This is a genomic window from Paraburkholderia sp. Cy-641, assembly GCF_011752945.1.
Taxonomy (GTDB): domain Bacteria; phylum Pseudomonadota; class Gammaproteobacteria; order Burkholderiales; family Burkholderiaceae; genus Paraburkholderia.
The window spans coordinates 32,142-47,718 of the sequence record NZ_VWWM01000051.1 but is presented as its reverse complement, the minus strand read 5'-3'; the positions used below and the strand labels follow the sequence as shown (position 1 = coordinate 47,718).

The 15,577-nt window shown below is 56.8% G+C and carries 11 protein-coding genes and 2 pseudogenes; 4 read left to right on the top strand and 9 right to left on the bottom strand.

Going from position 1 to position 15,577, the window contains the following annotated elements; translation table 11 throughout:
- Window positions 1-133: 133 nt before the first annotated feature.
- From F3J20_RS24250 to F3J20_RS24235, 4 genes and pseudogenes are all read left to right on the top strand, one after another.
- The gene (locus F3J20_RS24250; protein WP_345889917.1) at window positions 134-685 is read left to right on the top strand and encodes a hypothetical protein; all 552 of its coding nucleotides are present in this window, start codon (window positions 134-136) and stop codon (window positions 683-685) included.
- A gap of 13 nt (window positions 686-698) precedes the next feature.
- Window positions 699-1,466, top strand: a complete 768-nt coding sequence (locus tag F3J20_RS24245; protein ID WP_167284747.1) for a 3-hydroxyacyl-CoA dehydrogenase — start codon at window positions 699-701, stop codon at window positions 1,464-1,466.
- A gap of 22 nt (window positions 1,467-1,488) precedes the next feature.
- A complete protein-coding gene (locus F3J20_RS24240; RefSeq protein WP_167284746.1) occupies window positions 1,489-2,676 on the top strand; it encodes an acetyl-CoA C-acyltransferase in 1,188 nt (395 codons plus the stop codon).
- A gap of 27 nt (window positions 2,677-2,703) precedes the next feature.
- Window positions 2,704-3,059: pseudogene (locus F3J20_RS24235) on the top strand (ISKra4 family transposase); the annotation flags it as partial.
- 87 nt (window positions 3,060-3,146) lie between these two features.
- Here the strand turns inward: F3J20_RS24235 and F3J20_RS24230 are convergent.
- From F3J20_RS24230 to F3J20_RS24190, 9 genes and pseudogenes are all read right to left on the bottom strand, one after another.
- Window positions 3,147-3,689, bottom strand: a pseudogene (locus F3J20_RS24230) (2-isopropylmalate synthase); the annotation flags it as partial.
- A 168-nt stretch (window positions 3,690-3,857) separates the two neighbouring features.
- Window positions 3,858-4,880, bottom strand: a complete 1,023-nt coding sequence (locus tag F3J20_RS24225; protein ID WP_167284745.1) for an SMP-30/gluconolactonase/LRE family protein — start codon at window positions 4,878-4,880, stop codon at window positions 3,858-3,860.
- Between the two features lie 400 nt (window positions 4,881-5,280).
- A complete protein-coding gene (locus tag F3J20_RS24220; protein ID WP_345889916.1) occupies window positions 5,281-6,735 on the bottom strand; it encodes an NAD-dependent succinate-semialdehyde dehydrogenase in 1,455 nt (484 codons plus the stop codon).
- A 28-nt stretch (window positions 6,736-6,763) separates the two neighbouring features.
- Window positions 6,764-7,990: an iron-containing alcohol dehydrogenase gene (locus F3J20_RS24215; protein WP_167284743.1), complete on the bottom strand. Its 1,227-nt coding sequence runs from the start codon at window positions 7,988-7,990 to the stop codon at window positions 6,764-6,766.
- 34 nt (window positions 7,991-8,024) lie between these two features.
- Entirely contained in the window at window positions 8,025-9,035 is a 1,011-nt protein-coding gene (locus tag F3J20_RS24210; protein WP_167284742.1) for an Ldh family oxidoreductase, read from the bottom strand.
- Window positions 9,032-10,378, bottom strand: coding sequence for an MFS transporter (locus F3J20_RS24205; protein ID WP_167284741.1), 1,347 nt, complete (start codon window positions 10,376-10,378; stop codon window positions 9,032-9,034). Before F3J20_RS24205 ends, F3J20_RS24210 begins: the two co-directional genes overlap by 4 nt.
- A 35-nt stretch (window positions 10,379-10,413) precedes the next feature.
- The gene (locus tag F3J20_RS24200) at window positions 10,414-11,514 is read right to left on the bottom strand and encodes a mandelate racemase/muconate lactonizing enzyme family protein (protein WP_167284740.1); all 1,101 of its coding nucleotides are present in this window, start codon (window positions 11,512-11,514) and stop codon (window positions 10,414-10,416) included.
- Window positions 11,515-11,970: 456 nt separating this feature from the next.
- Window positions 11,971-13,029 (bottom strand): porin, encoded by a 1,059-nt coding sequence (locus tag F3J20_RS24195; RefSeq protein WP_167284739.1) that lies wholly within the window; start codon window positions 13,027-13,029, stop codon window positions 11,971-11,973.
- A gap of 239 nt (window positions 13,030-13,268) precedes the next feature.
- Complete coding sequence (locus tag F3J20_RS24190; protein WP_167284738.1) at window positions 13,269-15,476, bottom strand: alpha-amylase family protein; 2,208 nt, start codon at window positions 15,474-15,476, stop codon at window positions 13,269-13,271.
- Window positions 15,477-15,577 lie beyond the last annotated feature (101 nt).

Here is a 15,577-nt window from a genome sequence, read left to right as displayed (position 1 = left end):
ACGAGCCTCGCCGGCTCGCCAACCATATACCGACTGCTGATGGCGGCTAGCACGGACGCCGGTGCACGCGTAAAAGGAAAGCTTCGTGTCGTCGGCAATGCGGAAGAGCCGCTGAAACTAGGCTCCGCGGGCTTTGTCATGCCTGGTTACCGTGTCGCGGCACTCGACGACAAGCAACGAACTCGCTCCTAACCAACCTGACGAACTCGCAATCGACATTGCACACTCGCCTCCACTCTGGTTCACCAGTTACCGGCGTCAGAACACACCAGCCTTCGCTGGCTGCTACTACGGTACTGGCGACAACGTCGAATTGGAGCCCGACGGCAGCATCAGTTTCACCGGCCGTGCTGGCGATCTGATTACGTCATCGGGTTACCACATCGGCCCCTTTGAGGTGGAAAGCGCGTTGATCGCGCATCCGGCTGTTTGCGAGACGGCGGTCATCGGCGCCCCCGACCCCGAACGCACGGAAATGGTCAAGGCCTTCATCCTACCTGAGCAAATGCACCAAGGCAGCCCAGCTGCTAGCCGAAGAACTGACTCAGCACGTCAAGCGGCGACTCTCGGCGCACGCCTATCCGCGCGCAATCGAATTCGTCGATGCATTGCCGAAACCCTAAGCGGCACAACTCAGGGCTTCATGTTGCGCAAACAGGAAACCGAGAATGCAGCACACACCTGAACGGACGGAGCAAATGAATATCACCAATCGAGTATTTGTCATTACTGGCGCAAGTTCGGGCCTAGGCGCTGCAGTGGCGCGCATGGTCATAGCGCAGCAAGGCAAGGCCCTGCTGCTTGACGTTAACGCCGAAGCAGGCGCCGCACTGGCGAGCAAACTAGGCACTTCGAGCCTCTTCCAGCGTACTGACGTCACCAGCGAGAGCGACGGACAGGCAGCAATCGCCACCGCGATCGATGCGTTTGGACGTATCGACGGCCTTATTAACTGCGCAGGCGTTGCGCCGGGAGAAAAAATAATCGGGCGCGGGGGGCTGCATCGGTTGGAAAGCTTTACGCGCACGGTATCGATCAACCTAGTCGGCACCTTCAACATGATCCGGCTCACGGCCGACGCCATGTCGAAGCAGGAAGCCGACGCCGAAGGCGAGCGCGGCGTGATCGTCAATACCGCGTCGATCGCGGCGTTCGATGGACAGATCGGCCAAGCCGCGTACGCGGCGTCGAAAAACGGCGTGATCGGGCTGACGCTGCCCGTAGCGCGCGAACTCGCACGCTTCGGCATCCGGGTTGTGACGATCGCACCGGGAATCTTCGAAACACCGATGATGTCCTCGATGCCGCAGGAAGTACAGGATTCACTAGGCAAAAGCGTGCCGTTTCCATCTCGTCTCGGACGACCAGAGGAATTTGCCGCGCTCGTGCGCCATGTCGCCGAAAACACGATGTTGAACGGCGAAGTGATTCGTCTCGACGGTGCACTGCGGATGGCATCTCGTTAACACAGGAACAGGAGAAACAACCATGACGACATACGATCCAATAGTCATCGTCGGTGCAGCGCGCACACCGATGGGCGGTTTTCAAGGCGACCTAGCCGCCGTCAGCGCAAGCGAACTTGGTGCTGTATCGATTCGCGGCGCACTCGAACATGCCGGCATGCCCGCCGAGCAGATCGATGAGATCATCTTCGGCTGCGTGCTGCCGGCAGGCCAAGGGCAGGCACCAGCACGGCAAGTAGCGCTCAAGGCAGGACTGCCGTTCTCGGTAGTCGCAACGACGATAAACAAGATGTGCGGTTCGGGCATGAAGGCCGTGATGCTGGCACACGATCTGCTGCTCGCTGGCGCAGCGAACGTGATGGTGGCCGGCGGCATGGAGAGCATGACACAAGCTCCGTATCTTCTGCCTAAGGCGCGCGGCGGCTATCGGATGGGCCACGGCCAGGTGCTCGACCATATGTTTCTCGATGGACTCGAGGACGCGTACGACAAAGGCCGGCTAATGGGCACGTTTGCCGAGGATTGCGCGGGTGCTTTCGAGCTCACGCGCGATGCCCAGGATGCGTTCGCGATTGCTTCGCTCACACGTGCGCAACGCGCGATTGCCGACGGAAGCTTCAAGGAAGAAATCGCACCGGTAACTGTGCATTCGGGCAAGACAGAAACGTTGGTTGCGATCGACGAACAGCCGGGCAAGGCAAAGCTCGACAAGATCGCGAAGCTCAAGCCCGCGTTCCGCGAGGGCGGCACTGTGACGGCGGCAAACTCGTCGTCGATTTCGGATGGTGCAGCCACCCTCGTGCTGATGCGCCACTCAGAGGCAGAACGGCGCGGTCTGACACCCAAAGCGGTGATCACCGGGCACACGACTTATGCCGACAAGCCAAACCTGTTTCCCACTGCCCCCATCGGAGCGATGCGCAAGTTGGCGGAAAAGACCAGCTGGAATCTACACGACGTCGACCTGCTCGAGATCAACGAAGCGTTCGCAGTGGTCCCGATGGCTGCAATGCGCGAACTCGGCCTGTCGCACGACAAAGTCAACGTGAATGGCGGCGCGTGCGCGCTTGGGCATCCAATCGGCGCATCAGGTGCCCGCGTTATCGTAACGCTAATTCACGCGTTGCACGCACGCGGGCTCAAGCGCGGCATCGCGAGCCTGTGCATCGGCGGTGGCGAAGCCACCGCCATCGCAATTGAAGCCGTTTGACATGGCATACCCGCATGCAAGTTCCCCGTCGACGGGCTGGTCGATAGGCTGCGCAGTGCAAAGTGGCGCCTCTGGCCCGGCTGCCCTTATCCGGCGTGAAAGCTTGGGTTGGGGAACTCGCTCCGGATAGCAGTCCCGAGGCGGTAAGGCTGCTGGCCAAACTGGAGGAGTTGGTTGGTTACCTCAAGAACAATCGGCGCTTCATAGTGAACTACGGAGACCGCTACAGCCATGGCGAGCCGATCACCGCGAGCTTCGTCGAGTCGACTCTCAACCAAGTGGTCAGAAAGCGATTCGTGAAGCGGCAACAGATAGCTTGGCGACCGGTCCATGCGCGGGATCCTCTTCAGATGAAGACCGCGGTTCTGAATGAGCAGCTATGCTAATGCATCGAGCGACAGTATCCCGCGCTCGCTGTCAACGATCATGCCCATCATATTGCGACATAGCGCCCGCTTTGGCGCGGTCTCGTCTGACACGGCATAGCCAACCGTGTCGGACACACTAATTGTATTCGCGCCTTCGTCGACTACTGCCTCTAACACACGACAGAAAAAGTCAAGGTCAGAGCGACGCTCGTTTTCTGACGAGAACTCGACGTCATCGGGAAGGCCGCGCGCCAAACGCACTGCGCACTGCGCACCGCGCACCGCGCCTGCTCATATACCTGATCAGGCGACATGCGCAGCTTCTTCTCCATGTGCAACGTCGACGTTACAATAAACGTATCGATGCGAAAACCATGGGCTCGCTTCAAAGTCTCGGCTACCTGCGAAATATCACGCTTTTTTCACGCACAAGAGAACAGATTGCGCTGTCTTTCACCTCACTCGCGATCGAACGAATTGCCTAGAATTCGCCTTCATAGATCGCGGCGCAATCCGCTTCAATCACCTCGACGCACAATCGTTCAAGCTGTCTAGAATTTCGGATTCCCCCACGTTAATCGACGCACCGAGCAATTGTTCGCCATCGTGCAAGGTCGTGTCGAAAATGATGAGATTATTCGACATACCAGTTTCCTGTGTGGAACGGCAAACTGCGTTGATCGGGGAATGGTGGTAACCCTTCCTGCCTATCGTGGCGCTGAATCACAGCACCCCGCGCCGCGCAATTGGTAAGAACAACGGAATCGTCGTCAGCCTACCACCACCATGTCATCACGATTGCGATCCCGTTAATTACCGAGAGATCTCTCTCGTCCTTACCGGTACTCGCCAAACAGTGTGCTGATCCATCTCAGTAATGTAGAGAAAACCATTATGTAGAGCAACGTTCGAGGGCACCATTCCTGCGCCGGGCGGCAAGCGAATGGCGCCATAATAGAAGCCGTGGGGATCAAAGACGTCGACCTCTCCTGCTCCGTAATGAGCGATATAAAGATTTCCGCTTGCGTCAACGGTCATACTGTCCGGCCCTCGGCCACCGTTCAGGTATGCGAAGACCCACGCCAGATCAACGTCAACATCGCCGGGCGCTCTTACCGGCAACGCAATTATACGGTTAGACTCAAAGTCATCTATATACAGCGTTTTCTCATCAGGAGACAACGCGACGCCATTTGGAAAAGCGAGGTGCCCAGAGATCAATTTTCGTACTTCCCCAGTTGCGGAGAGATAGAAAAGTTGCCCTTGAGGGTTTAGTACACTCGAACCATAGGCATCTGTGAGGTATAGTCCGCCCTCGCTGTCGAAGTACAGGTCATCAAGCCCGTGAAAGCTTTCAGAGCGAAACTTGTCGGTGACGAACGTGACTTTCAAGGTATGCGTATCAATCCAAAATACGCCTAATTTGTTGTCCACCCCAAAAAGGCGACCGTCTCGCGAAAAGCGCGTTGCGTTTGGCGCAGGCGTCTGTGCGACCACTTCACAGTGCCCGTCTTCAGAGACGCGAAAAATGCTTCCTGTCGCTGGGCTGACCATCCACAGATTCCCATCCCGGTCGAAGCTTGGACCTTCCAGACGTCCGACGCATTCGTCAGTGAACTTCTCCACTTGGCACGATCCGCAAATGCGCTCCAATCCGAGCGTTCGACCAGGCGATCCCGTCATGCTGTCTAAACCCTCAGACGGCTGGGGTGAGGTATATCTGGAGATTGCCTTAGGCATGGGATATGAGGTTGCCTGAGCGTGATTTAGATTCATTAAGCTCATGCCCACAAGAAGAAGCTTGGCCAAGCGAAAGACACTGCTATCAAAGTTCATTATAGATCCGTGCAGGATTGGAATGCTCAATGAACCGACGATTCAGAGGTCGATTAATTTTCGCAAAGTTAGGTGATTGCTCATAGCTTGTACCTGAGACGCAGAGAATACAGGCAATTCCAGCCCTCCGTTCTAAACCGCTGTATTACCCGTTTGATTAGTTAATCAGCTGTCCAAGCCATTCAATCTCCGGCGCTTTCGGAAAGCCTCCGGTCGGGCACAACCACACTCGCTTGCGCAGTGAAGGGGATATGAATCGGCAAATCCCGATAGTTTTCAGATCCCTTTCGCCCAGTACGTTCAGCGCCATGCCCCCGGCCTAGTTGATGTTTGTCTCATGTCCCGTGTTCTAATTCGCGCGGGAACTGGCTTTCATGCGAGGGCCCGCGCGGCGCGTGCATTACCAGTTGGTCGAAATGTACTTCGCCTCCATGAACTCCAGAAGACCGTGATGCGCTCCTTCGCGTCCGAGGCCGCTCTGCTTTACGCCACCGAACGGCGCGGCCGGATCGGAGACGAGCCCGCGATTGAGCGCAATCATGCCGCTCTCGATGCGCTCCGACACGCGCATGCCACGCGCGAGGTCACGCGTGTAGACGTACGCGACGAGACCGTATTCGGTGTCGTTGGCGAAACGCACGGCTTCGTCTTCATCGTCGAAGGCGACGATCGGGGCGACTGGCCCGAAGATCTCCTCATGGAGCAGGTCGGCATTGGCGGGAACATCGGCGAGCACGGTCGGCTGGAAGAAAAAGCCTGCGCGATCGAGCTTCGCGCCGCCGGTCATCACACGTGCGCCTTTGCTGCGTGCGTCGTCGACGAGAGCGCCGACCTTGTCGAGCGATGCGCGATTCACGAGCGGCCCGCATTGCGTGCTCGCGTCGACGCCATCGCCGACGGCGAGTGCGCCCATGCGCTGCGCGAGCTTTTCGCTGAATTCGGCGAGCACCTTCCGATGCACATAGAGACGATTCGCCGCCGTGCATGCTTCGCCGCCGTTGCGCATCTTCGCGATCATCGCGCCCTCGACCGCGGCGTCGACATCGGCGTCGTCGAACACGATGAACGGCGCATTGCCGCCGAGCTCCATCGAGCAATGGACGATGGAATCCGCCGCCTTGCGCAGGAGCACGCGGCCCACTTCGGTCGAACCGGTGAAAGACAGCTTGCGCACGCGCGGATCGTCGAGCATCGCGTTCGTGAGCTTGCCCGCGGTCGATGTCGTCAGCACGTTGACCACGCCATCGGGCACGCCGGCTTCCGCCAGTATCCGAGCAATCAGGAAGGCAGTGAGCGGCGTTTCCGTCGCCGGCTTGAGCACGCAGGTGCAGCCCGCCGCAAGCGCGGGGCCGATCTTGCGCGTCGCCATCGCCGCCGGAAAATTCCACGGCGTGATCAAGAGCGCAATGCCGATCGGCTGATACTGCACGATGGTGCGCGCCTGCCCGCTCGGCGCGATGCTGATTTCGCCGTTGATGCGCACCGCTTCCTCCGCGTACCAGCGGAAAAATTCCGCCGCGTACGCGACTTCACCGCGCGCATCGCCGAGCGCCTTGCCGTTCTCGCGCGAGATCAGTTGGGCGATCTTCTCCGCATCGCGCGTCATCAGCTCGTACGCGCGGCGCAGGATGTCGCTGCGCCTGCGCGGCGGCGTCGCGGCCCAAGCGCCGGCCGCGGCCTGCGCGGCATCGAGCGCGGCGGCGGCATCATCGAGCGTCGCGTCGGGCACGGAAGTGATGAGCGCTTCGGTCGACGGATCGAACACGTCGATGCGGCGCTCGGACACCGACGGTCTCCACCTGCCGTCGATGAAGAGTTCGTTAGGCAGATCGTAGGCGGTCAAAGGTTTGTGCACTTGGTCATGTCTCCAGGAGAGGATCGGGTCAGGCGAGCGCGCCGGCATCGGCCGGCGCACCTTCGAATGCGTTGCGCACGAGAGACTTCACATCGTCGAGCGTGAGCTTGCGCGGGTTGTTGTTGATGAGTCGCGCAGCGAGCATCGACTGCTCCGCGACCCAGTCGATCTGATCGCGCTCGAGTCCAAGGTCCGCCAACGTGCGTGGAATGCCGATGCTGGCGCACAACGCCCGCGTTTTCTCGATGGCGGCCGCGGCGAGCGCGCTTTGCGATCCCTCCAAACCGATCGCCTCGCCGATGCGCGCCAGCTCCGGCTCGCATGCGCTCGCGTTGAAGCGCATCACGTAGGGCAAGAGCGCGGCTACGCCGAGTCCATGCGCCGTGTGCGTCAGCGCGCCGACGGGATACTGAATCGCATGCGCCGCAGCCGTGCCCGCCGCGCCGAACGCGAGACCGGCGCAGACAGACCCATACATGAGCATGCTGCGCGCTTCGGCGTCACCGGGATCGTTCACGCCGCGTTGCAGATACCCGAAAATTGCGCGGATCGCTTCGAGCGCGTGGTGATCGCTGAAGCGATTGCGGCCGACGAACACGCGCTGACGCGACAGCAGCGGCTCGGCGGGATGCCGAATCGCGGTGAACGCTTCGATCGCATGCGTGAGCGCGTCCGCACCCGAGAGCGCCGTGAGCGACGGTGGGCACGTATGAGTGAGTTCCGGATCGCAGATAGCTGTGTGCGGAATCAAATAAGGCGTCGAGATGCCGACTTTCAGCTCGCGCGCGCTGTCCGCGAGCACGGCGACGGGCGTGACTTCGGAGCCCGTTCCCGATGTGGTCGGCATCGCGATGACGGGCAGCACCGGACCGGGCACCTTGAACTCGCCGTAATACTGATCGAGTGGACCGCCGTGCGTGAGCAGGAGCGCGACGAGCTTCGCCATGTCCATGCAACTGCCGCCGCCGACGCCGATCACGACGTCCGGCAAAAAATCGCGGCACTGCTCGACACAGGCGTGAATGCTGTCCGAGGGCAATTCGGCAAGCGTTCCGTCGAACACCATCACGTCGATGCCTTTCGCGCGCAGATCGGCGCGAATGCCGTCCATCGCGGCTGAGGCCGCGAAACGCTGGTCCGTACACACGAGCGCCTTGCGTCCAAGCGAGGCCGTGACTTCGCCGAGCACGCCGCGTTGACCGTCGCCGAAGATCAGTTCGCGCGGTGCGCGCATCACGCCGAAGGTGCTTGTCATCGTAGGAATGTTTATCATCAGTAGGATGCCTAATTTATGAAATCGCAAGTTCACGAATCGAGCGCCATACATCGGGGGCGATCGAGATCCCATCTTCCAGGCTTCGCGCGCGTTGACGATGCGCCCGGTCGCCCGGCACGAGCACGGGCCGGTCCGCGCGTTGCGGCGGGCTTCGACGGATCGCATCCAGATAGGCGCCGACCTGCGTGGCCGCGCCGCCCGCCGCCGGTTCGATGACGATGAACACATCGCCCTTGTTGCACGGGTGCTCCGCATCGAGCGTTCCCTTTACCTCGACGCCCATCGCGCTGGCCGTGAGGCTCGCGACCAGCACTTCGAACGCAAGGCCGAGCGCATAACCCTTCGCGCCGCCGAACGGTGCGATCGAACCTTGCTTGGCGGCGGTGGCATCGAGCGTTGGGTCGCCGTTCGCGTCGAGCGCCCAGCCGGTTTCGAGCGGCGTGCCGCGATGCGCGTAGTCGTGCACCTGGCCCATCGAGATGAGGCTCGTCGCCATGTCGAGCACGAACGGATGGGGTGCGGCAGGCACGCCGATCGCCACGGGATTGGTGCCGATCATCGCCGTGCGGCCGCCCCATGGATGAACGAGTGCCTCGCTCGTCGTCATCGCGATCAGAATCTGTCCTTGCGCGGCGACGCGTTCGGCATAGAGTGCGATCATCCCGAGGTGATTGCACTGCTCAATGGACGCGACAGCGACCCCGGTTTCCTTCGCGCGCAGCGTGATCTGTTCCAGCGCATGAAAGGCGATGACTGGGCCGAGTCCTTGACGTCCATTCACATGCAATAGTGAGTTCCCTCGCCAGCACAATTCGCCTCTGGTAATGGGGTCCGCGATACCTCTGCGCACACGTTCAACGATTCGCGGCAAGCGCAGCAGACCGTGCGATGCACGTCCACGCAACTGCGCTTCCATCAACAAGTCCACCTGTACCCGAGCGTGTTCTAGAGGCACGCCCGCGTTCCCGAGCGCCTCAACGCAAGTTCTGCGCGCCTCATCCACGTTGATAAAGTGTTCACTCATCTTCCGCTCTCCAGAGTCGCGGGACGCTCAACGCGGACTTGATCAGATCCGCGCCTGTTCCGAATCAGCAAAAGCGCAAACCCAGAAAGAAGAGGACCGATGGCCAAACAAAAGAGTGCGAAATTTGTACTGCCCGTAGCGTCTCGCACTGAACCATACACAGCGGGTCCGGCCAGGCCTCCGAGATTTCCGAGTGCGTTAATTAGCGCAATTCCTCCCGCTGCAGCGGTCCCGGTCAACATGCTCGCGGGTATTGACCAGAAGCATGGCGCAAAGGAGAGCTGACCTATCATTGCAACACAAAGCACGACCATCAGCCAAACTGAATGTGACGCTCCGAGGAATTTGCAGATCAGCATGGCGGCCGCAGTCACAAACAGCGTGACACTCGAATGCCAAATGCGCTCGCCGGTACGATCTGAACTAGCGCCCCAAGGGATCATGAACATGAACCCGAGTATGAATGGGATAGCAGTAACCGATCCGATCCACTGGTGGCTCACGCCCATACCCTTCACAATCAATGGCATGAAAAAGAGAAGTCCATAGCCCGCATATTGGTGGCCAAATTGGACGAAGCTTAGAAGCCACACCTTCGGACTTACCAGAGCGGATAGCAACGTGAACGTCTGCTCCTCTTCTTGCTTTTCCTTCTCGACCGCGAGTTGCTTTTCAAGCCACGCACGTGACTCGGAGTTCAACCAACGAGCGTCTTTGGGTCGATCAGTCAAGAATAAAAGAAACAGAAAGGCTGTCAAGATTGATGGTAACGCTTCGACGATAAAGAGCCACTGCCAACCGTCCAACCCGAGTGTCCTTGGCATCCCCATCAGCGCCCCGCCAATGGGCGGGCCGATGATCTGCGCAAGTATACCGGCGGACATAAACCACGCAACGATACGACTGCGATAACGTGCGGGAAACCACCAGGTGATGTAAATCAAAACTCCAGGGAAAAATCCCGCTTCGGCGAGTCCGAGAATAAAACGGACACCATAGAAACTCCATTTGTCGTAAGCGAATGCCGTCAGAGCCGAAACAATTGCCCAACTGAGCATTATTCTGGTGATCCAGATTCGCGCACCGAATCGATTGAGCATCAGATTGCTAGGGACTTCCGCGAGCCAATAGCTTAAGAAAAAAATGCCCGCACCGAAACCCAGTTGAGCGGTCGTCAAGTTAAGGGCTGGCATCATTGCCGTTGCAGCCATGCCGACGTTTGCCCGGTCTAGGTTTGCGCAAAAATACCCGAGCATGAGGATAGGAACAATACGCCAAATGACTCTATGCATTGTTTGCTGTTCAAGTGTCTCCGGAACACCTAAGGGTTCACTTATATTCATTTTGTCTCAATTCGAAAGTCGACTAGGATCTTGGTTCAAACACGTAAGCGGGTGACTTCCGCTTCCAGAAGATCAACTCCGATACCAGGCACGTTCGGCAGGTGAAACAACCCGTCCACTGGACGAGGTGGGTTCGCGAAGATTGCGTGTCGTCGAGCCGATGGATCGTTGAATTCGCAGGGCTTAGTTGCCTGCGCCTGCGCTGCACAAACGTGCATGTTTGCGAGGTGGCCGACTACGGGCTGCGTTTGGTGCGGCACGAGCTCAACTCCATGTGCCTCGCAAAGAGCGGCGCAACGCATGAGTCCGGTAATGCCTCCCATCTTGACGATATCTGGCTGTACCATTCGGACGCCTGCATTGATGAGATCGGCAATGCCAGCAGTCGTGTAGGTTTGCTCTCCGGCTGACACAGTTATATCAAGCTTCTGCGCAAGTGCGCCTAACTCGCGAACGTGATAGTGCTGCAAAGGCTCCTCGAACCACTGGTAATTGAGTTCTTCGAGCACCCGTCCCAAACGCACGGCGCCCCCATAAGAAAACCCATTGTTGGCATCGAAAGCTAGCGGAAAACTGTCACCGACCAAGCGTCGTACGGCACGAACCTTCTCGATGTCACCAGAAATGTCGCGATCAGGCGTAGTTCGGTCGCCGTCCATTCGAATCTTTATCGCAGCTGGGTTGTCCCGCAAACGCTGTTCCACAACACGACAGACTTCGTCGACGGTACGTCGCCCATTTCCACCAATGGAGGCATAAAAAGGTATCGCCGTGCGCCAAGCACCGCCGAGAAGCTTGTAAACAGGCGTAGCTAACGATTTCCCTTTTAGATCCCACAAGGCAATGTCAATAGCAGCTAATGCACCAGTGAGCGCGCCGTCAGGACCCAATTTCATAAGACGATGGAGAAGCTTGTCCTGCAATACCGCATGATCCAATGGATCGGCCCCAATCAATGCAGGTGCTATATCATTCGCGATCATGTCCAGCGAGGCACGCCCTCCCTCCATGGGCGACGCCTCTCCGATTCCGGTCAAGCCGTCATCAGCATGAATACGCACATATGCGCTACGAGTACCCGGCATGTCCTCGGGAGACCACTGGATCTGAAAGCTTTCAACTTTGTCTATTCTCACAAGAATACTCACCTAAAAATTAAACCGGTAACCTCGAATCTATCGGCACTGCAGTTGTAAGCACGGGAACTGCGTTGAACTCCCCCTTGCGACGGCATTCCCTTTGATCGATCCTTCCAGTCCATCGAATTATGGTGATGTACTGATGTAACGCGAATATCAAATCATCCACGCAACTTAAGCCAGACGACGAGTCAAACCTAAGCGAGGAAAAAATAGGGAAACGTAGCCGGCGGCCCAGAAGAGACGAGCATCTACGGTCTGGCAGCACGATCCTCCTCTCATGGAGTCGCTCGGCCACGTCCGCCCCGTTGATACGGAGACAAATCGCGATCCGACACTACCCAAGTCGGTCGTTTAGCGAGTGTCAACCAAGAACAACAAGCCTCCACGATTGCCGCGTCTTTTCAAGCAGATTCATCGTGGGTCGATACATGGCATAAAGACCTTACTCCATCAAAATCGAGTCATAAGTCCGATCGAGACTCCAGTCGTTCCGGAGCTGCCGGGACTCATACCCAGAAGTTTAAGGTTTATCGGCTCTGTCGTATATGCTCCAGACATGTGATTTCTATCCGCTTCAATCCAAAGTGATGTGCGCTTCGACAGATAGTACTTTCCGATCACATAAGCTGTCTGTTTGTGGCCACCGGCTCCCTGGACGTTACCCAGATTATTTGCAATATCGTAGTAGTACGCTGCGGTCAGAGATAAATAAGGTGTTACTTGCCAAACGATCCCTCCTTGAGGCACGGTATCCCGCCGCTGTGACGAGGTGGCATTTAAGCCACTCACAGTAACTCCCAGATAACTCAGATAAACTCTCAGGAGACCAGCGTTCCATTCCGTTCCGACGTAGTAGTCCTGTGCATATTGCGTCGCATCCGGGTTGTAAGTATGTTGATAGCCGATGCCACCTGTGAAAGGCCCCTTGTTATAGCTCAATGTTCCGGAATAGGAGCTGCCCGCACGTTGATTACCTGCTATACCACCGAGCGCATAACTTCCTCCGATGGTTACACCGCTTACATTTGTGGAGTACTTTATCGAGTTGTTAAATCGGCTGTCTCCGGCAAAGAAATTTCCGATGTAAACCGCATCTGGAACGAGTGCACCTTCGGTACCGGAAATCTCATTTGGGTCAAGCAAGATCGCTAAATCTCCGAAAGAACTCAATTGACGGCCCATGGACACCGATCCGTACCGCGAACTAAGACCAACCCACGATCCTCGTGACCAAAGCACATTGCTAGTCGCAAGCGCTCCAGTAGCAGGACTAAAGCTGTTCTCCAGTCGAAAGAACGCCTTGAGTCCCCCGCCGAGATCCTCCTCGCCGACCATCCCAAATCGGCTTGTAACAATGCCATTGGTAAACTTGACGACCGATCCTCCCGTGAGGCCACTTGCATACCTCACGCCCCCTCCAACGATTCCGTACAGGGTCACGCTGGACTGAGCATGCGCGTAGCCCATCACACTCGCTAGAAAAATCGGGAATACATATTTTACTTTCATCTAGTCTCCATTTATTTTGTATAACTTAATTAATGAGATGGCAACGCAGAGATAATTCTTTCATCAACATAAAAATCTGATTCAACTCGTTGTTGCCACCAAGTTTTACAACGAAATGCTATGGCGATAAATTACCCAACGCTTCTCCACATTTTCCACTACTCTTTGCTCTACATCTCATTTGACGCGCCGCTGCTGGCACGGATGTCGTTGTGCCCGGTCGGTTCGACGCTGTGCGGTTACCTCCAATCCACTACGATTACCTCATGATCGAGTATCTGGTCTACTTGGAATACGAGAAAATCCCCTCGTTGTTCAACATCTGCGGTCTTTCCAGCGACCCGGAATTCAACAGATGCAGGGGCATCGGCTTCCTGCCGTGTGCGCACATACACAGAAACTGGGCCGACAGGGATCAATTGATCCTGAGACCCGGGAACACGTGATGCATGAGCCCGGCTGTTCAGATGGAGAATCTGTCGATTTCCTTGTGAATAAAGAGTCGGGATTACGAGACCGTGTGAATTCTCAAGTTTGACGAAACAAGAGTCGTCGATCGCCCATTTCACTGCATTCGCAATCAAGGCACCATGATCACGATGGTCATCTCGTCCGAAGCACCGATCGACATCGGCGGCGATCCACACAAGCTTCCCACCCGTCTTCGTTTCCCGTATAGCGAGAGCCGGCATTTCCGTTCTGGGTATACGCATCCACACGGTCTCGGGCGGAAAGACTGGGAGGTCAGGGACGAACGTCGCCAGAACGGAAACGTCCTGGTCGACGTGTATGTGAGGAAGGAAGCCCCCGAATGGAAGAATGTCTGTTTCATCCATTCCGCCCAGAATCGGGTGGCGTTGATCCGTAGTCATCGGCGCAGATTCGTCGTTAGGTCCATAAACCTGACAGCGAAGCTCTGGTGTCAAGCGCAGGTACGAGTGCCTCTCGAAGTTTTCATGGCTCGGATCCGCAGGCAACGCCGGCAACTCTCCGCCCTCATGACCCTCCAAACGATGGACGCCAAACGTTTCAGCGAGTCCGTAGTCATCTCGCCGGATACCATTCTCGTCCATAAGACTCGTATCACCTGTCACGATGACTGACCCACCATTCTCGATGTACGCCTTCACTGCATCAATCTGATCGACGGACATTGCCACGATGCTTGGAAGGATCAACAGGGAGAATCGCCCGGTTGCCTTTGAGATTTCATCAACATGGATTGGAAGATATGTGATTGCGGACTTGTTGAGGGCATTGATCACTCCGCGATAAGGATTCAACGCCTTGTCTTGTGATTTGTCCTGGCCGTAGAAGTCTTGGTTTGTCTGAGACCACACTACACCAACATCGGCTTGCGGTGTCCGATTCACGAGAATCTCGGCGTTCGCTCGGTGCCAATTGAAGATCTTCTCGGCGTATTTATATTGTCGGCGATCTTCGTGCGACGAACCGATATGATGCCACCAAGGTTGAATCCCACCAGCGAAGGCGGCGGCGGACCACATCTGAACTTCAGCTTCCGGCATGGACGAGAGGCGAAAGATCGGCTCTCCAAGTAGATATTGGGGCATGCTCTCTGGAATCAGCTTGTCCCACCCAGCAAGTTCGTGCAGACGTAATCCGCACTCTGTGTTCTGCTCGAAACTGTCGCGCTTACTGCGGCGCTGATGATCGAGCATGACAATTTTCGCGCGTGACAGGAGTTGTCTAAGATCGCTGAAGCGGTTCGCATTTACCGCCAAATCACCACTGATCATTCCACTCCAAGTGCAATCCGGTCCTCCGGCCTCTTTCGTCGTAGCGTTATTCAAATCCCAAAGCTCAACGCGGCGCGCGTAGCTCCACTGAATCCACTTACGGTAGTTTTTATCTTCCCAATTGGCACTGGTTGGGAGACTGAATCCGTTGCTGAATGCGCCGAACCCTCGCTGACAATATTTGCAATAGCAAACACTCTCGCGCGTCAATCCATACCAGCTGTTATCGGCGAATCCATCCGGACGAACCCTCTCGATAACCTCCTTGATGACGCCAGGCAAGTACTCGGTATAGTACGGCGAATTAATGCACGTTACAAACTTGTCCCCGCGAGTGTATGGATCACCACTCAGGTCGACGCAGATCCAATCCGGGTGCTCTCGGAAGAAGTCTTCGCCAACGCAATTTGAATCCATTCTTGCGATAACTTGTAGACCGTCCTCGCGGGCGGCCGAAACGATTTCGCCCAGGAGATCCCGCTCCCCCAAGGTGTGAGCTCGTCGATGCAGCGGAAATTTGGATGGATAATAGGCAACGATTCCACCCGCGTTGACAATTACACCTTGAATACGCGTTTTTCGCCAGTGTTCACGCCACCAAACTGCGTCGTATCGCATCGGATCGATCTCGACTAAGTTTGTCTGCCCCCAACGAAGGGCGTTTCTATACCAAGGCTTTTCTGTCATTTGGATTCCTAAATTCCCTGTTACTACGGGTGGTTTGGTCTAGATAGAGTTCAGACTATCGGTTAAAAGTTGATATAATGGTCTTATGTAAACGTTAACAA